15 protein-coding genes are annotated in these 17,687 nt (G+C 73.6%); 11 read left to right on the forward strand and 4 right to left on the reverse strand.

From position 1 onward, the window contains the following. Positions 1–2: 2 nt before the first annotated feature. Genes AB0M80_RS33700 through AB0M80_RS33710 form a run of 3 tightly spaced genes read left to right on the forward strand, consistent with a single transcriptional unit; the run spans position 3 to position 2,429 of the window. On the forward strand, positions 3–824 hold the full coding sequence (locus AB0M80_RS33700) for a helix-turn-helix transcriptional regulator (protein WP_364573029.1): 822 nt from the start codon (positions 3–5) through the stop codon (positions 822–824). A gap of 40 nt (positions 825–864) precedes the next feature. Continuing rightward, positions 865–1,713 carry an oxidoreductase gene (locus tag AB0M80_RS33705; RefSeq protein WP_364573031.1) on the forward strand — a complete coding sequence of 283 codons (849 nt, stop codon included), beginning with the start codon at positions 865–867 and terminating at the stop codon, positions 1,711–1,713. Then, on the forward strand, positions 1,710–2,429 hold the full coding sequence (locus tag AB0M80_RS33710; RefSeq protein WP_364573033.1) for an SDR family oxidoreductase: 720 nt from the start codon (positions 1,710–1,712) through the stop codon (positions 2,427–2,429). The genes AB0M80_RS33705 and AB0M80_RS33710 overlap by 4 nt, the downstream gene beginning before the upstream one ends. A 135-nt stretch (positions 2,430–2,564) precedes the next feature. Here AB0M80_RS33710 and AB0M80_RS33715 read toward each other — a convergent pair whose 3' ends face one another. Together AB0M80_RS33715 and AB0M80_RS33720 are read right to left on the reverse strand one after the other, a co-directional pair. Continuing rightward, a complete protein-coding gene (locus AB0M80_RS33715; protein WP_364573035.1) occupies positions 2,565–3,434 on the reverse strand; it encodes an NAD(P)H-hydrate dehydratase in 870 nt (289 codons plus the stop codon). Beyond that, the gene (locus tag AB0M80_RS33720) at positions 3,412–4,131 is read right to left on the reverse strand and encodes a histidine phosphatase family protein (RefSeq protein ID WP_364573038.1); all 720 of its coding nucleotides are present in this window, start codon (positions 4,129–4,131) and stop codon (positions 3,412–3,414) included. Before AB0M80_RS33720 ends, AB0M80_RS33715 begins: the two co-directional genes overlap by 23 nt. Before the next feature lie 82 nt (positions 4,132–4,213). Between AB0M80_RS33720 and AB0M80_RS33725 the strand changes: the two genes are divergently transcribed. Next, positions 4,214–5,437 carry a GAF domain-containing SpoIIE family protein phosphatase gene (locus AB0M80_RS33725; RefSeq protein ID WP_364573040.1) on the forward strand — a complete coding sequence of 408 codons (1,224 nt, stop codon included), beginning with the start codon at positions 4,214–4,216 and terminating at the stop codon, positions 5,435–5,437. A 20-nt stretch (positions 5,438–5,457) separates the two neighbouring features. On the opposite strand, the gene AB0M80_RS33730 is transcribed toward AB0M80_RS33725, so the two are convergent. Beyond that, positions 5,458–5,841 (reverse strand): STAS domain-containing protein, encoded by a 384-nt coding sequence (locus tag AB0M80_RS33730; RefSeq protein ID WP_364573042.1) that lies wholly within the window; start codon positions 5,839–5,841, stop codon positions 5,458–5,460. 167 nt (positions 5,842–6,008) lie between these two features. Here AB0M80_RS33730 and AB0M80_RS33735 point away from each other — a divergent pair, with 167 nt between their 5' ends. The 6 genes from AB0M80_RS33735 (at position 6,009) to AB0M80_RS33760 (ending at position 13,858) form a co-directional block, all read left to right on the forward strand. Next, positions 6,009–6,389: an STAS domain-containing protein gene (locus tag AB0M80_RS33735; RefSeq protein WP_364573044.1), complete on the forward strand. Its 381-nt coding sequence runs from the start codon at positions 6,009–6,011 to the stop codon at positions 6,387–6,389. Beyond that, entirely contained in the window at positions 6,389–7,978 is a 1,590-nt protein-coding gene (locus AB0M80_RS33740) for a GAF domain-containing SpoIIE family protein phosphatase (RefSeq protein WP_364573145.1), read from the forward strand. The genes AB0M80_RS33735 and AB0M80_RS33740 overlap by 1 nt, the downstream gene beginning before the upstream one ends. Further along, positions 7,975–8,406, forward strand: a complete 432-nt coding sequence (locus AB0M80_RS33745) for an ATP-binding protein (protein WP_364573046.1) — start codon at positions 7,975–7,977, stop codon at positions 8,404–8,406. Before AB0M80_RS33740 ends, AB0M80_RS33745 begins: the two co-directional genes overlap by 4 nt. Before the next feature lie 83 nt (positions 8,407–8,489). Continuing rightward, positions 8,490–12,569: a SpoIIE family protein phosphatase gene (locus AB0M80_RS33750; RefSeq protein WP_364573048.1), complete on the forward strand. Its 4,080-nt coding sequence runs from the start codon at positions 8,490–8,492 to the stop codon at positions 12,567–12,569. Then, entirely contained in the window at positions 12,566–12,868 is a 303-nt protein-coding gene (locus AB0M80_RS33755; protein ID WP_364573050.1) for an STAS domain-containing protein, read from the forward strand. The genes AB0M80_RS33750 and AB0M80_RS33755 overlap by 4 nt, the downstream gene beginning before the upstream one ends. Positions 12,869–13,123: 255 nt before the next feature. Next, positions 13,124–13,858, forward strand: a complete 735-nt coding sequence (locus AB0M80_RS33760) for a GAF and ANTAR domain-containing protein (protein ID WP_364573051.1) — start codon at positions 13,124–13,126, stop codon at positions 13,856–13,858. Positions 13,859–13,863: 5 nt separating this feature from the next. Here the strand turns inward: AB0M80_RS33760 and AB0M80_RS33765 are convergent, their stop codons facing one another. After that, the gene (locus AB0M80_RS33765; RefSeq protein WP_364573053.1) at positions 13,864–14,274 is read right to left on the reverse strand and encodes an ATP-binding protein; all 411 of its coding nucleotides are present in this window, start codon (positions 14,272–14,274) and stop codon (positions 13,864–13,866) included. A 124-nt stretch (positions 14,275–14,398) separates the two neighbouring features. Here AB0M80_RS33765 and AB0M80_RS33770 point away from each other — a divergent pair, with 124 nt between their 5' ends. Continuing rightward, a complete protein-coding gene (locus AB0M80_RS33770; protein ID WP_364573055.1) occupies positions 14,399–17,677 on the forward strand; it encodes a glucodextranase DOMON-like domain-containing protein in 3,279 nt (1,092 codons plus the stop codon). The last annotated feature ends 10 nt before the right edge of the window (positions 17,678–17,687 follow it).

Below are 17,687 nucleotides of genomic sequence, written 5' to 3' on the forward strand. Positions count from 1 at the left end.
ACGTGGCCAGGGAGAACGCGCTCGGAGAGTTTCTCCGGGCCCGCCGTGCACAGGTGGGCCCGGACGAGCTGGGCCTGCCCGCGGGCGGGTCGCGCCGGGTCGCGGGCCTGCGCCGCGAAGAGGTGGCGCTGCTGGCCGGCGTCAGCACCGACTACTACGTCCGGCTCGAGCAGGGCCGGGAGCGGAACCCCTCGGCGCAGGTCGTCGACGCGCTCGCCCGCGGGCTGGCGCTGGACGACGACGCCGCCGCCCACCTGCACCGGCTGGCCCGTCCGGTGCCGGGCCGCCGCCGGCGCGCCCGGCGGCGGGAGCGGGTCAGCCCGAACCTGCTGCGCCTGATGGACGGCTGGCCGGGGACGCCCGCGGTGGTCCTCGGCCGCTGTCTCGACGTGCTGGCGCACAACGCGCTGGGCCAGGCGTTGTTCGACGGGCACGCCCACAGCGGCGACCTGGTCCGGCTGGTGTTCCTCGACCCGGACGCCCGCGAGTTCTACCCGGACTGGGAGCGCGTCGCCGTCAACACGGTCGGCGGCCTGCGGGCGGCCGCCGGGATCGACCCCGACGACCCGCAGCTCATCGACACGGTCGGCGAGCTGTCGGTCAAGAGCGCGGACTTCCGCCGGTTGTGGGCCCGCCACGACATCCGGCAGAAGACCCACGAGACCAAGCGGTTCCGCCACCGGCTGGTCGGCGAGCTGGAACTGAGCTACGAGGCGCTGACCGTCAACAGTGCCCCCGGCCAGCAGCTGATCGTCTACCAAGCCGAGCCGGGCAGCCCGTCGGAAGCGGCACTGGCCCTGCTGGGCAGTCTCGCCGTCTCCTGAACCCCTTTCCACCCATCCACAATGGACGGAGTACTTCGTCGTGCCCGAAAACCCGGTCTGGTTCCTCACCGGCTGCTCCACCGGCCTCGGCCGCGCACTGGCCACCGCCGTTCTCGACCGCGGGATGCGCGCGGTGGTCACCGCCCGCGATCCGGCGCGGGTCGCCGATCTGGCCGGCCGCCACGGCGACCGAGCGCTGGCCCTGCCGCTCGACGTCACCGACCACGCCCAGGTCGTCGACGCCGTGAAGCGCGCCGAAGCGGCGTTCGGCCGGATCGACGTCCTGGTCGGCAACGCCGGCTACGGCTACCTCGCCGCGGTCGAAGAAGGCGAGGAAGACGAGATCCGGAAACTGTTCGACACCAACGTGTTCGGCCTCGCCGACGTCACCCGCGCGGTCCTGCCGGGCATGCGGGCGCGACGCAGCGGGCACATCGTCACCGTGTCTTCGCTGGGCGGCCTGGCCGCCTTCGGCGCCACCGGCTACTACCACGCGACGAAGTTCGCCGTGGAAGGGCTGTCCGAGTCCCTGGCCGCCGAAGTGGCGCCGCTGGGCATCAAGGTGACCATCGTGGAGCCCGCCGCCTTCCGCACCAACTGGTCCGGCCCGTCGATGCGGCAGTCGGCGATCCGCATCGACGACTACGCCGAGACGGCCGGTGCCCGCCGGGAGGCGACGCTCGCGACGTACGGCCGGCAGCCGGGAGACCCGGCCCGCGCGGCCGAAGCGATCCTCGCCGCGGTCGGCAGCGACGAACCGCCGCTGCGCCTGCTCCTCGGCCGGGCCGCCTACGACATCGCCACCGCCCGGCTCGGCACCCTTCGCTCCACTTTCGACACCTGGCGGGAAACCACTCTCGCCGCCGATTTCCCGGAAGGAACCCTGTGAAGATCGTCCTCATCACCGGAGCCAGCAGCGGCATCGGGCACGCCACCGCGCTGCGCCTGGCCCGCGAAGGCCACCACGTCGTGCTCGGCGCCCGGCGCGAAGACCGGCTGGCCGCGCTGGCGAAGGAAATCCACGACGCCGGCGGCACCGCCGACGTGCACCGCCTCGACGTCACCGACCGCGCGGACGTCGCCGCATTCGCCGACGCCGCCGCCGAAGCGCACGGGCGGCTCGACGTCTTCGTCGCCAACGCGGGCGTGATGCCACTGTCGCGATTGGACTCCTTGCTCGTCGAGGAGTGGGACCGGATGATCGACGTCAACGTCCGCGGCCTGCTCCACGGGATCGCGGCCGCCCTGCCGCACTTCCGGCGCGCCGGCGGCGGGCACTTCGTGACGATCGCCTCCACCGGCGCGCACGAGGTGGTGCCGACGGCCGCGGTCTACTGCGGCACCAAGTACGCGGCCCGGGCGATCACCGAAGGCCTGCGCCTCGAAGCCGACCCCGGCATCCGCGTCACGACCGTCTCGCCCGGTGTCACCGAGTCCGAACTGGCCGACAGCATCACCGAGCCCGGCGCCAAGGACGCGATGCGCGCCTACCGCGCGGTGACCCTCGCACCGGACGCGATCGCGGGAGCCGTCGCCTACGCGATCGGGCAGCCGGACGGCGTCGACGTCAACGAGATCGTCGTCCGGCCCACCACGCAGCGGTAACGCCTGCCGCCGTGTCGTCCGTTCAAGCACGCGTGTCGTCCGTTCAATTACGCGTGTCGTCCGTTCCGGCACGGCGGCCGGAGCGCTCGGCGGCCGGCACCCGTGACGGCAGGGTCGACACGGCGGCGTGCGGGCTCAGCGCTCCAGCTCGGCGATGACGCGCGGGATCTGCGCCACCAGTTCGCGCGCCAGCAGGCCGGTGCTCCCGGTGTCGGGGATCAGCCGCTGGCCGGCCACGGCGTGGACGTGCGTCGCCCAGCAGGCCGCCTGGTCGACCGCCGCACCGCGGGCGAGGAAGCCGCCGGTCAGCCCGGCCAGCACGTCACCGCTGCCGGACGTCGCCAGCCCGACGTGGCCGCTGCCGTCGCGCCAGGTGCGGCCACCGGGCTCGGCGACCACGCCCATGAGCAGCACCACACCGCGGTAGCGGCCGGCGATCCGCACCGCCGTCTCCAGGTCGTCGACGTCCTTTTCCTCGCAGCCGTCGAGGAACGCGGCCTCGACCCGGTTCGGGGTGAGCAGCAGCCGGTCCGCCAGTGGCTCGGCCAGTTCCGGGGCCCGGCTCAGCGCGCCGAGCGCGAACGCGTCGAGCACCACCCGCGCGTCCGGGGCGATGGCGGGCACCAGCTGCCGCAGCAACGCTTCGGTCTCCTCGGCGCCGGTGAGCCCGGGGCCGAGCACGACGGTGCCGGCGCCGGGCAGGACGTCGGCCAGCCGGTCGACGGCGTCGGCGGCGATCGCGCCGGAAGCGGTTTCCGGCAGCCCGAACACCGACGACTCGGGTACCGAGACGCCGAGGGCGCTCGCGTGCCGTTCGGCGACCGCCACCTGCAGGGTGCCGGCTCCGGCGCGCAGGGCGGCAGTCCCGGACAGCGCCGGTGCTCCCGGCACGGTCCGGGCGCCACCGACGACGAGCACGGTGCCGCGGTCTTCGGCGCCGATCCGCCAGTCCCGCAAGAGGGCCGGGCTGATCGGGGCCGGGTCAGGAGAGCTGCTGCGCGGCATCGTCGTCCGCCGTCGGCGGGGTGTCGGTGGCCTCCAGGTGCCCGACCTCCTGGGCGTGCACCATCGTGAACCCGCCGTCGGAGTCGCGCTCCCAGGCCGTCACCGAGCCGTTCGGGACTTCGGTGGCGTCGGCGGCACGCAGGAGGTCGGGTTCGGGCAGTCCTTCGAGCAGGTAGCGCAGGGCGAAGACGGTCATCTCGTGCGCGGCCAGCAGAACGCGCTTCCCGGCGTGTTCCACGCTCAGCTCGGTCAGCAGGGACCGCAGCCGCAGCACGACGTCCGCCCAGGATTCCCCGCCCGGCGGCCGGTAGTAGAACTTGCCCAGCCGCTGCTTTCGCCGCAGCTCGTCGGGCCACCGCTCGCGCACGCCGTGCGAGGTCAGCAGGTCCAGCACGCCGAGTTCGCGGTCACGCAGCCGTTCGTCCGGGACGACCGCCACGCCGTCGGGCGCGGCCAGCAGGGCGGTGTCCCAGGTCCGGCGGTAGGTGGAGGTGATCACGATGTCCGGCGGGCGCTCAGCCAGGAACTTCCCCGCGGCTTTCGCCTGTTCCCGCCCCAGGTCCGTCAGCGGCACGTCGGCGTCGCGCTCGGCGATGTCGATCACATCCGCCCCGGCCGACTCCGCTTCTTCCCGCGCCACGTTCCCGGCGCTCTGGCCGTGCCGCAGCACGCCCACCCAGTCCAAGTCGACGTTCACGCCGGTCTGGTTACCCCGGGAGACCCGCCGTCGAAACCCGGGATGGTTAGGGCCGCAAAGGGGTTGCGGCTAGGGTCGTCGCATGTCGCGAAGTCTCGACGCCCACGACCGGCTGCAGCAGCTGGAAACGATCATCGGCGCCCCGGCCGAGCACCTCGGCCTGCCCGAGCTGCTCACCGAGACGTTGCGGCGCCTGCGCGAGGCCATGGGGGTCGACACCGCGACCGTGCTGCGGTACCAGCCCAACGCCCGTCAGCTCGTGGCCTTCGCGGCGGCGGGCATCGAAGAAGAGGTCCACCAGGGCGTGCGGGTGCCGGTGGGTAGCGGGTTCGCCGGCCGGGTCGCGCTCGAGCGGGCCCCCGTCATCCTCGACCACGTCGACGAAAGCACCGTCGTGAACTCCCTGCTGTGGGAGCGGGGCCTGCATTCCATGCTCGGCGTGCCGATGATCGCCGGCGGCGAGCTGGTCGGCGTGCTGCACGTCGGCTCCGTGACGCCCAGGCAGTTCGGTGAGCCCGAAGTGGCCACCATGCAGCTGCTCGCCGACCGCCTCGCCATGGCGGTCCAGGTGGAGGCGCTGGAGGAGAACCGGACCGCCACCATGGCGCTGCAGCGCAGCCTGCTGCCCAGCAACCTGCCCGAGGTGCCCGGCTTGGCCTTCGGTGCCCGGTACGTGCCCGGCGCGGAAACCGGGCTCGGCGGCGACTGGTACGACCTGTTCTCCCTGCCGGGCGACCGCCTCGGCGTCGTGATGGGCGACGTTTCCGGCCACGGCCTCGACGCGGCCGTGATCATGGGACGGCTGCGCAGCGCCCTGCGCGCCTACGCCCTCGACTGCGAAAGCCCCGCCGAGGTGCTCGCCAAGCTCGACCGCAAGGCCAACCACTTCGAGCACGGCGCGATGGCCACGGTGGCCTACGGGATCATCGGCCCGGCCCGGGACGCGCTGACGCTGTCGCTGGCCGGGCACCTGCCTCCGGTGCTCGCCGTGCCCGGCGAGGCGGCCGGACTGGTGGACGTGCCCCCGGATCCCCCGATCGGGCTGACGATCGGTACACCCGAACGGCGGACGAGCGTGGTCGACCTGCCGCCGGACGGCGTGCTCGTGTTCTACACCGACGGACTGGTCGAGCGGCGGGACCGCCCGGTGGACGTCGGCATGGGACTACTGGCGCAAACCGTGCGCGCCGGGGAGCCGGAGCGGGTCTGCGCCCGGATCATGGCCGCGATGATCGGCAGCCGGCCGGCCCAGGACGATGTCGCCCTGCTGGCCGTCCAGCGCCGGAGCGTCCCGGCCGACGACTGATCCGTGGCCGGGACGATGCGTCAGGAGCCGGCCAGCGCCGCTTCCCGGGTCGGGAACAGCGACAGGCTTTCCTCGAGCCCGGTCAGCTGGATCGGGCGCAGGGTCGCCCGGCCGGACGCGACGATCCGCACCGCGGTGCCGGACCCGGCGTTGCGGTGGATCGTCAGCAACGCGGTCAGGCCCGGCGAGGCGAGGAACTCGACGCGGCTCAGGTCGACCACCAGCACCGGCGGCTGCTCCGCCAGGGCTTCGTCCGCGGCCTGCACGAGAGCCGGTGCGGTGGTCGTGTCCACGTCCCCGGCCACCTCGACGACGACCGCTTCGCCTTGCACCGTTCGGCCGATCCGGAATTCACCGAACGGCACAGCGGTGGCCGAGATCTCGGTGTGGGCGTGCTCGGTCATGGTTTTTCTCCTCGCCTTCGGCAGCACCACCGGAACGTCCGATGGGCGTACGTGATCACGAAGGCTGTCTGCTCAACCGCTCCCCATCATGCCTGCCCGGGCGACACGCCGCCGTGTCAGCACCCGCCCGACTTTTCGCCGCGTCCGTGAGCAGGCAGGATGGGCGCATGGGCGAACGGGACGTGACCGGGGACTCACTCGACGACGCGGCCAGTTCCGCGGGGTCGGTGGCACTGGAGGACCGGGACGGCACGGCGGTGCTGCGCGTCGACGGCGCGCTCGACCTCGCACTGGCGCCGAAGCTTCGCCGGCTGGCCGAGCGCGCGGCGCGGCTGCAGCCCGAGCTGCTCGTCATCGACCTCACCGGCGTCACCTTCCTGGCGTCGGCGGGCATGGCCGAGCTCGTCCGGGCGCACCGCGGGCCCACCGCGTCGGCGCCGCTGCGGGTGGTGGCCAGCGGCCGGATCACCCTGCGCCCGCTGGAACTGACCCGGCTCGTCGACGAACTCGCGATCTACCCGTCGCTGTCCGACGCACTGGCCCCGTGATGACGCCCCGGCCCGGGTTCGACGCGGTGCTGGACGCGGTGCGGCGGGCTTTCGCCGACGGCGCCGGTACTCCGGCGGCCACCGAGGTCCGGCCCCTCGGCCCGGCGGAAGTGCGCGCGCTGCTCGGCGACCACGTCGCGATCGCGGTGACCGACCGCACGGTGCTGGCGGACCTGGTGCCGGGCAAGGAGATCACCCGCGCGGTCGCGCTCGCCGCCGATGGTGGGGAGCGCGGCGCGCTGGTCTATACCACCCGGGAGACCGGCGAGCTGCCCTCGGCCGTCGCCGCGGCCATCGAGGCCGCCACCGCGGACCTGGCCGGCACGGTCCGCCGGCTGCGGAGCGAAGCCGTGGTCCTCGACGCGCTGCACTCCACCGGCCGGAAGCTGACCGCCCAGCTCGACCTCGACCGGATCGTGCAGGACGCCACCGACGCGGCCACGAAAGCGACCGGAGCCAGCTTCGGCGCGTTCTTCTACAACCTGGTCGACGAGTTCGGCGAGTCGTACACGCTCTACACGATTTCGGGCGTGCCGCGGGAAGCGTTCTCCCGGTTTCCGATGCCCCGCAACACCGACGTGTTCGCGCCGACCTTCGACGGCATCGGCACCGTCCGCAGTCCCGACATCACGCAGGACCCGCGCTTCGGGAAGAACGCGCCCCACCACGGGATGCCGGAGGGCCACCTGCCGGTGTGCAGCTACCTGGCCGTGCCGGTGGTCAGCCCGACCTCCGGGGAGGTGCTGGGCGGGTTCTTCTTCGGCCACCCCGAGCCGGACCGGTTCACCGCACGGCACGAATACCTCGCCGAGGGCATCGCGGGCTACTCGGCCATCGCGCTGGACAACGCCCGGCTCTACGAACGCGAGCGCACCCTCGCCACGGAGCTGTCCCGCAGCATGCTGCCGGTGGCCCCACCCATCCCGGGCCTCGACGTGCTCACCCGGTACCTGCCCGCGGCCACCGGCGGCAAGGTCGGGGGCGACTGGTTCGACGTCATCCGGCTCCCCTCCGGCGCGACCGCGTTCGTCATCGGCGACGTCGTCGGCCACGGCGTCACCGCCGCGACGGTGATGGGCCAGGTCCGGACGGCCGTCCGCAGCTACGCGCGGCTGGAGCTGCCCCCGTCCGAGGTCCTGCGCAACGTTTCCGAACTGACCGCCGGGCTGTTCGGCGAATGCTTCGTGACCTGCTTCTACGCGGTCCACCGGCCGTCCGACGGCACGCTGGTCTACGCGAACGCCGGCCACCTGCCCGCCATCCTGGTGCGCCCGGGCGAGGCGGTCGAGCAGATCGGCGAGGCGCTGGCGCAGCCGCTGGGCGTCGGCTCGGTCTTCCCCGAGCGCACCACCGGCTTCCCGGTCGGCGGGGAGCTGGTGCTGTACACCGACGGGCTGGTCGAGAGCCGGCGCCACACCCGCGACCTCACCCTGGGTGTGGAATGGCTGCTGGCGGGTATCCCCGGCCTGCTGACCGCGGCCGATCCCGGCACGGCGTGGGACAAGCTCATCGACGAACTGACGCGCGGACGGCACGACGACGACATCGCCGTGATCCACGTGCGCCACCGCGGAGAGGACGCCCCATGACGGATTCCCGCCCGCCGGGCGCGCCCGCTCCTCCGGCCTCGTTCCACCGGCGCACGGCCGCGGTGGCCGGCCGGCTGCCGGAAATGCGCGAGGCTTTGGCCCGGTGGCTGGCCACGCTCGGCCTGAGCCCCGAACGGCGCGAAGACATCGTTCTCGCCGGGTACGAAGCGATGGCCAACTCGGCCGAGCACGCCTACCCGGCGGGGGAAGCCGGCCCGGTCGACGTCCGGGCCGAGGCGCTGCCGGGTCAGCTGACCGTGACGGTCACCGACTACGGCACCTGGCGGCCGCCGTCCGCGACGAACGGGCTGCGGGGCCGCGGCCTGCTGCTCATCGACAACCTCGCCGACCACAGCGCGCAGGTGCACCGCGAGGACGGCACCACGGTCACGATGACCTGGCTGACCGGGGATGCCCCGCTGGACTGACTCCGCCGACGCCGTGCACCACGTCCGGCGGCCTGGTCCGCGGTCGAGTAGGCTCGGCCGAGGCCGCGTGAACCTGGAGTGTGATGAGCGTCGGGGAAGAGGCCGGCCAGCGTGCCGTGTTTCCCGGGACCAGCCGGATGGCCGCCCGGATGCGGGACTTCGACTGGGCGTCGTCCCCGCTCGGCGAACCGCGGGACTGGCCGTCGAGCCTGACCACGGCGGTCCGGATCTGCCTGACCTCCCGCTTCCCCATGATCGTCTGGTGGGGCCCGGACCTCCGGTTCCTCTACAACGACGCGTACCTGCCGCTGCTGGGCAGCAAGCACCCGGCGCTGGACAAGCCGGGTGCGGAGGTCTGGGGCGAAATCTGGCACATCATCGGCCCGATGCTGGACAGCGTGATGGCCACCGGTGAGGCGACCTGGTCGGAGGACCTGCTGCTGCCGATGAACCGGCACGGCTACTGGGAAGAGACGTACTGGACGTACTCCTACAGCCCGGTGCACGACGACGAAGGCGCAGTGCGGGCGGTGTTCACCGCGGTCACCGACACGACCGAGCGCGTGATCGGCGAACGCCGGCTGGCGACGCTGCGGGAGCTCGGTGCCCGGGCCGGGGTGGCCCGCACCGAGGACGAGGCCTGCGAACTGGTCGCCGACGTGCTGGGGCGGGCCGGCGCCGACGTCCCCTACGCCGCGATCCACATCCGTGACGGCGACGGCGAACTCGCGCTCGCGGCCGTCACCCCCGGCGGCGAGGGCGCGGCCGGCGCGACCGCGTGGCCGTTGAAGGAAGTGCTCACCGACGGCGTCCCGCGGACGGTGTCGGACGGGCAGTTCGGCGAGCTGCCGTCGGGCGGCTGGTCCACGCCGCCCGTCGAAGCGATGGTGCTGCCGCTGCCCGGCGACGCCGGGGACGCGGCGATCGGGGTGATCGTCCTGGCCGCGAGCGCCGGGCGCGCGCTCGACGAGTCCTACCGGACGTTCCTCGGGCTGGTCGCCCAGCAGACGACGGCGCTGGTCAACGGCGCGATCGCCTACCAGGCCCAGCAACAGCGCGCCGAGGAACTGGCCGCGCTGGACGCGGCGAAGACCACGTTCTTCGCCAACATCAGCCACGAGTTCCGGACCCCGCTCACCCTGATCCTCGGGCCCGCGGCCGAGCTGCGGGAGGCGTTGGCGGACGCCGGCGAGCGGGTGCGGGAAGAGGTCGAGGTCATCCACCGCAACGCGCTGCGGCTGGGACGGCTGGTGAACAACCTGCTCGACTTCTCCCGGATCGAGGCGGGCCGGATGCAGGCGCGCTTCGAACCGGTGGACCTCCCGGCGTTCACCGCGGAGCTGGCGAGCGTCTTCCGCGCCGCGGTCGAACGGGCCGGGCTCGCGTTCGAAGTCGACTGCGCCCCGTGGGGCGAGCCGGTGCACGTCGATCGCGGGATGTGGGAGAAGGTCGTCTTCAACCTGCTGTCCAACGCGATCAAGTTCACCTTCGACGGCGCGATCCGGGTGACCAGCGCCCTCGACGGCGGGCACGCCGTGATCGCCGTGTCCGACACCGGGATCGGGATCGACGCCGCCGAGCTGCCACGGCTGTTCGAGCGGTTCCACCGGATCCCGTCGGCGCGGGCCCGGTCGAACGAGGGCAGCGGGATCGGCCTGGCGCTGGTGCGCGAGCTCGTCGGCATGCACGGCGGCAGCGTCGCCGTGGAGAGCACGCCGGGCGCCGGGACGACGTTCCGGGTCCGGGTACCGCTGGGCACGCGGCACCTGCCTCCCGAGCACGTCGTCGAGGAATCCTCGACCGGCGGGCCGGCCGCGGAGACCGCGGACCCGTACGTGCAGGAAGCCCTGCGCTGGCTGCCGGACGGCGACCGGCCTGCCCGGCCCGCGCCCGCCGCGGCCGCGGGCGCCCGCGTGCTGGTCGCCGACGACAACGCCGACATGCGCGACTACCTGGTCCGGCTGCTGCGCGACGACTACGCGGTGACCGCGGTGCGCGACGGCGCCGAGGCGTTCGCCGCCGCGTGCGCCGAACCGCCCGAGCTGATCATCAGCGACGTCATGATGCCGCGCTTGGACGGCCTCGGCCTGCTCGCCGAGCTGCGCGACGACCCGCGCACCGCCGCGGTGCCCGTGCTGCTGCTGTCCGCGCGGGCCGGTCAGGAGGCCGCCGTCGACGGGCTGGCCGCCGGCGCCGACGACTACCTCGTGAAGCCGTTCTCGGCGCGGGAACTGCTGGCCCGCGTCCGCACGACCGTCCAGCTGGCGAGGCTGCGGACGCAGCACGCCCGGTGGCGGGCGGCGATGATCGAATCTCTGCAGGAGGGCTTCTTCGTCTGCGACTCCGACGGCCGCGTCGTGGAAATCAACACGGCCTTCACCGAACTGGTGGGCTTCGACGCCGGCGGGCTGCCCTACGCCCCGCCGTTCCCGTGGTGGCCGGACCCGGAAACCGACCCGGCCGCCCACCGCCAGGTCTCCGACGCCTTCGACCACGCGTGGGACGAGCCCGCCGGCGGGCTCGTCCTCCCGTTCCGGCACCGGGACGGGCACCGGGTGTGGGCCGCGCTCTCCTACACCGGACTGCACGACGACGAGGGCCACCGCCGGCTGGTCGGCACGATCCGCGACGTCACGGCCGAGCGCTACGCCGTGCAGCGCGAAAGCGCGCTCGCCTCGATGAACCAGCGGCTCGCCGGGATCAGCGGGGTCCCGGACGTGCTCCGCACCGGGCTGGAGCTGCTGCGCGAACTGTGGGACGCCCAGCGCGTCCTGGCGGTGACCTGGCCGCCGGACGGCGAGCCGGAGGTCACCTCGACCGATCCCGGCGACCGGCGCTGGGCGGACCTCGCCGCACCGCTGCGCGAGACCCTCGGCCACGTCCGCTCGCTCCCGGCGTTGCACGCCACACCGGCGGGCAGCGGCGTGGGCACCACCGTCGATCACCCCGGCGGCCGGCTGACGCTCTGGGTCGAGCCCGCGCCGGGCCGTCCGCTCGGCACCGAGGACCGGACCCTGCTGGCGTTGCTGGCCGGGACGCTCGCGCACGCCCTGCGCCGCGCCCACCGCGACGACCGGCAGCGGGAGGTCGCCATCGCGCTGCAGCGCTCGATCCTCGGGCCGGCCCGGCTGCCCGCCGGCTTCGAGGTGCGCTACGAGCCGGCGAACCCGCCCCTGGAGGTCGGCGGCGACTGGTACGACGTCATCACGCTGCCCGGCGACCGGATCGGCATCGTCGTCGGCGACTGCGTCGGCCGGGGGCTCGCCGCGGCCGCGGTGATGGGCCAGCTGCGCAGCGCCTGCCGGGCACTGCTGCTGGAGGCGAGCAGCCCGGCGCACACGCTCACCGCGCTCGACCGCTTCGCCGGACGGCTGCCGGGTGCCCTGTGCACCACCGTGTTCTGCGGGGTCCTCGACCCCGCCACCGGAGCGCTCACCTACAGCAGCGCCGGGCACCCGCCCGCCACCCTGGTGCACCGCGACGGCACGGCCGAGTTCCTCGACGCGAGCGGCAGCCTGCCGCTCGCGGTCCGCGCCTCGGCGCCGCGTCCGGAGGCCACCGCGGCCGTGCCGATCGGCTCGTTGCTGATGCTCTACACCGACGGGCTCGTCGAACGCCGCCGCGAAGCGCTCGACGAGGGCATGGACCGGGCCACCGCGGTCGCCCACGACGCACGGGACGCGGGGCTGAGCGACCTGGCGACGGCCCTGATGGACCGGCTCCGGCCGGCGGACGGCTACGAGGACGACGTCGCGCTGCTGCTCTACCGCCGGGCCGTGCCTGCGCTGGACTTCGAGTTCGCGGCGGACCCGGACCACCTCGCCTCGACCCGCCACTGGCTGCGCGCCTGGCTGGCCAACGCGGCGCTCGAGCCGGATCTCCTGCAGGACGTGCTCGTCGCGGCGGGCGAGGCCTGCGCCAACGCCGTCGAGCACGCCTACCTCGACGGCCTCGGCGCGACCGCGCACCTGGCCGCCCGGCTCACCGGCGGGCACCTGGTCGTCACGGTGACCGACCGGGGCCAGTGGAAGCAGCCGCCGCCGGACAACCACGTGCTGCGCGGCCGCGGCGTGCCGATGATGGAGGCGCTGGCCGACGCGGTCTCCTTCCGGCACGACGCCACCGGGACCACCGTCACGCTGGAATGGAGGATCGGTTCGTGACGACGGCACTCACGCTGGTCAGCGGCCCCGGCGACGGCGGGGACCGGGTGCTGACCGTCACCGGTGAGATCGACATGAGCAACGCCGCGGAGTTCGGCGCGGCGCTGGACCGCGAGCTGGCGGCGGGTACCGCCGTCACCGTGGACCTGACCGGGGTGACCTACCTCGACAGCGCCGGCGTCGCGGTGCTGTTCGACCGGGCCGGCGAGCACGATCTGCGGCTGGTGGCACCGCGGCTGCTCGACCGGGTGCTGCGGGTGTCGGGACTCACCCAGGTCGTCAAGGTCATGATCCGCTGAACGGTTGACCGCCGGTCCAGGGGGTAAGCAGGCCGTAGCGACGGCTGTCGGGTGGGTTGTGCTGCCGTCCGTCGCCAGGTGGCCCCGGCGCCCAACCCACGACGTTCAGCAGCGAGCGCCGGGCCGGCGGCCACCGCCCCCCTCTCCGATCCCGATGTTGCCGACGACCCGGCGAACGCGGGTAAGGTTTTGCCGTTCCGTTGAAGCACCAGCGGTTCGTCACCTGCCGCAGCCATCCGGGACGGAGCTGACCGCATGACCGGTGAACCGATCCGGCCCGAGGACCTCGACGAGCTGACCGCCGCCATGGCCGGTCTCACCGGTGCCCTGGAGACCGAACCCGTCGAAGCGGAGATCCTCGACGCCGTCTGCGCCGAGGCCGTCCGCGCCATCCCCGGCGCCGACATGGCCAGCATCACCGCGATCCGGGACGGTGAGCCGGAAACCGCGGCTTCGACCGACGACCGTGCCGTCGACATCGACCGTGCCCAGTACGCGGCGGGCGCGGGACCCTGCCTGCAAGCCGCGGAAAGCGGAGAAGTCGTCCGGGTGCCGCTCGCCACGGCGGGGTCGGCGTGGCCCGAGTTCACCACCCACGCCCGCGGCCTCGGTGTCGGCAGCTACCTCGCCGCGCCGCTGCGCGTGGACGAGCAACTGTCGGGCGCGCTCAACCTCTTCGGCTACGGCGACCACGGCTTCGCGGAGACCGATTCGCAGCTGCTGAAGCTGTACACCACGGTCGTCTCGTTCGGGCTGCGCACCACGCGGCGCTACCACCACGCCCGGCAGCGGGCCACCGACCTCGAGGCGGCGATGCGGTCACGCGCGGTGATCGAGCAGGCCAAGGGCATCCTGATGGCCGTGCACCGGATCTCCGCCGAAGACGCCATGAAGCGGCTCGTGACGGAGTCACAGCACACCAACGTGAAGCTCCGGGAGGTCGCGGCCCGGTTCGTCGAAGACCTGTCCTCGGCCGGTTCCGCAGGCTGACGCGCTCAGGCGCTGTGGCGGGCCGGGAACGGCCAGGTGAGCGTGATGACGGTGCCGCCGTCGGTCGAGCGGAGGTCGAGCCCGTCGACCAGGGCCTGGATCAGGCGCAGGCCGCGGCCGTCGTCCGCGCGCTCCGCCAGTGACGCCCATCGGCCCTGGTCGGCGACGGTGACGATCAGCACCTCCTGGTCGATCCGGGCGCGGACGTCGATCAGCCCCGGCCGGCCGTGGTAAGCGTGGTCGAGCACGTTGGCCATCGCTTCCCAGCAGGCCAGCACGACGTCGTCGGCCTGCCGCCCGACTTCGTCACCGGCGCGCCGCCGCAACCAGGACACCAGGTGCCGGCGCAGGCTCGGCAGCGTCCGTGGCGAAATCGTGCCGCGGTACCGCCATCCGTCCGATCCCAGCTCTTCCACGTTCACCTCCTCGGGGGGACTTCCGGTTTGCTACCCACGGGTTCGGATTCTCAATCACCGGTAACGGCCTTCCTGCTGCCGTTCGGACCTGGTGCGCCACGGGCGGTCGTGATCGGATGGGCGGATGATTCGGTCGACGTCGTCCGTGGTGCTGTGCGCGGTGCTGGCCGCGGCCCTCCTGCCCGCTGTATCCGACACAGCCAACGCGGCCACCGCGGCGCCGGGACCGGGCACCGGCTCGCACTTCGGCCTGGCCCGCAAGGACTGCCTGGGCACCGCGCGGAACACGACGAGCAAGGCGTGGTTCACCGTGGCGGGCGGCGTGCTGTCCGACGTCTACGCACCGGTGATCGACAACACGAACGTCGAAACGCTGCAGTTCGCCGTCACCGACGGGCGCAGCTTCACCGATCTGCAGGCCCGCGACATGACCTACACGGTCCGCACGAGCGCCGGCGGGATGGCCTGCGAGGTGACGTCGACCGCGCGCAGCGGGCGCTACCGGCTGGTCACCGAGTACCTGGCCGACCCGGCCCGGACCGGGGTGCTCATCCGCACCCGGCTGGAACCGCTGCGGGACTCCGGGCGAGACCTCCAGGTCTACGTGCGGTTCGACGCGAGCATCAACGGCAACGGCGGGGGCGGCCCGGCCAACGGCGGCGGCGACACCGCGTCCGTCGACGCCGCGACGAGCGCACTGGTCAGCACCGACACCACCACGGTGTCCAGCGCGCCGGCCCGCGACTACGGCACCCCGCTGGCCGCCGCGCTGCGCGCCGACCGCCGGTTCCTGGCCACCGGCAGCGGGTTCGCGGGCACCGCGGGCGACGGGCTCGCCCAGCTGGACCGCGATCACCGGCTCACCGACACCACGCCTTCGGCGGTGAACGGCAACGTCGTGCAGACCGCGCGGCTGGACCTCCGGCCGCATCGTCCGGCCGTGCTGGCGCTCGGGTTCGGCACGGACGCGCGGGCCGCCGTGGCCACCGCCGGCGCGAGCCTGCGCACGCCGTTCGAGCAGAGCTACCGCCAGTACGCGCGCGAGTGGCGTGACTACGACAACGGGCTGATCCCGGTGCGGAGCCGGGATTCCGAAGACTCCACTGCGTACTACCAGTCCGTGAACGTGCTCAAGGCCAGCGAGGACAAGACGTTCCCCGGCGCGGTCGTCGCGTCACTGGGCAGCCCGTGGGGCCAGGCGGTGCCGGCGGGTGACGCGCCCGGCGGCAAACCGGTCTACTTCGGGTCCTACCGCGAGATCTTCGCCCGCGACCTGTACGAGAGCTTCTCCGGTCTGCTGTCGGCCGGTGACCGCGAGACGGCGCGGGCGAGCGTGCGGTGGCTGTTCGCGCGCCAGCAGCAACCGGACGGCCGGTTCCCGCGCAACTCGCTGCTCAACGGCAAGAAGGCGCCCGACTCCGGCGGCGACCAGCTCGACGAGAGCGCGTACCCGATCCTGATGGCGCTGCAGGCCGGCCTCGACCGCGACCGCACGCTCTACACCGAGCACATCCGCGCGGCCGCGGACTTCGTCGTCGCCCACGGGCCGGCGTTCGGCTCGGAGCGCTGGGAGGAACAGGGCGGCTACTCCCCCTCGACGATCGCCGCGGAGATCGCCGGGCTCGTCGCCGCCGGCGTGATCGCCGACCGCAACGGCGACCCGGCCCGCGCGAACGGCTACCGCGCCACCGCGGACCACTTCCAGCGCAGCATCAAGGGCTGGACGGTGACGTCGAACGGGCCGTACGGCGGCCGGTACTTCCTGCGGCTGACCAAGAACGGCGACCCGAACTCGGAATGGAACTACAACCTCGGCAACGGCTCGGTCGACGCCGACCAGCGCGCGGTCGTCGACGCCGGGTTCCTCGAGCTGACCCGCCTCGGCGTGCTGCCGGCGAACGACCCGGACGTCGCCGCCTCGCTCGGCGTCGTGGACCGCGTGCTCAAGCGGGACACCCCGGCCGGGCCGGGCTGGTACCGCTACGGCACTTCGGCGCCGGGCAGCGAAGACGGTTACGGCGACTGCTATGAGCCGGACCCGACGAACTGCGCCCCGAACGGGGCACCGTGGCCGTCGGCGAACGCCGGGTCCGGGCACCTGTGGCCGGTGCTCGCCGGTGAACGCGGCGAGCAGGCCGTGCAGACCGGCGACCGGGCGGGCGCGGCCGCGTTGCTGCGCGCGATGCGGGCGCAGACCGGGGGCACCGGGCTGATTCCCGAGCAGGTGTGGGAAAACCCGGCGCTGCCCGCGTCGCCGTACGGCGCGGATCCGCGGACGGCGTCGATCGGCTTCACGCCGGGGCAGTCCGTCGGCTCGGTCGCGCCGCTGAGCTGGGCGCAGTCGCAGTCGGTGCGGCTGGCCAGGGCCCTCGACGACGGCCGGCTGCCCGAGCAGCCCGCCGAGGTCCGGGTCCGGTACGTCTCCGCCCCGCCTGCTTTGACCGTCACGCTCGACGCGCCCGCATCGGTGTCCACCGCGACCGCCCAGGTCACCGGCACCGCCCCCGCCGGCAGCCGGGTCGACCTCGCCGTTTCGGCCACCGACGCGGGCACGACGACGGTGCTCTCGACCCGGGCTTCGGCGGCGGGGACGTTCAGCGCCACGGTGCCGACACCGCTCGGCGCGAACGTCGTCACGGCGGCCGCGACGGGCGCGGGCACCGGGTACGCGCAGAAGACGATCAGCTCGGACTTCGTCACCGGCACCGTGCTGCTGGACACGACAGACCCCGACGGCGACGACAACGGCCCGGGTACGTTCACCTACCCGACGGCGGGCGACTTCCACGCGGGCGCGTTCGACCTGCAGCGGTTCCAGGTCATCGATTCCGGCACGCAGCTCGTCTTCCGGGCGCAAGTCCGCGACCTGTCACCGACGTTCGGCTCGCCGCTGGGCGCCCAGCTGCTGACGGTCTACGCCCACGACCCGGCCGCGACGGCGACGTCGACCGCGGCGCCGTTCCCGAGCCGGGCGTACACGATCGCGCCGCAGGACGCGTGGAGCCGGCGGATCGAGGTCCAGGGCTTCGCCGAACCGGCGCTCGTCGACGCCTCGGGTGCTTCGCTCGCCACGCCGTCCGTACAGGCTTCGCAGGCGACGCGGTACATCACCGTCAGCGTGGCGAAAGCGGCGTTCGGGACACCCGGGCCGGGCTGGACGTTCGCCGTGGTGCTCACCGGGCAGGACGGCAACTCCCCCGACCAGGCCCGGCCCTTCACGCCGACGGCCGGGCAGTACACGTTCGGCCTCTGCGCGGCCGGCGGGACGGCGCCGACCTGCACCGCCGACCCGGCGACCGCACCGAAGGCGGTGGACGTGCTGACGCCGTCCGGAGTGGACCAGCAGACCGAGCTGGACCCGACCCGCGGTCCGGTTTCGGTGCGCGGGGTACCCGTGGGCTGACAAGCTGGTC

This window comes from Amycolatopsis sp. NPDC051045, from assembly GCF_040682955.1.
Lineage (GTDB): Bacteria > Actinomycetota > Actinomycetes > Mycobacteriales > Pseudonocardiaceae > Amycolatopsis.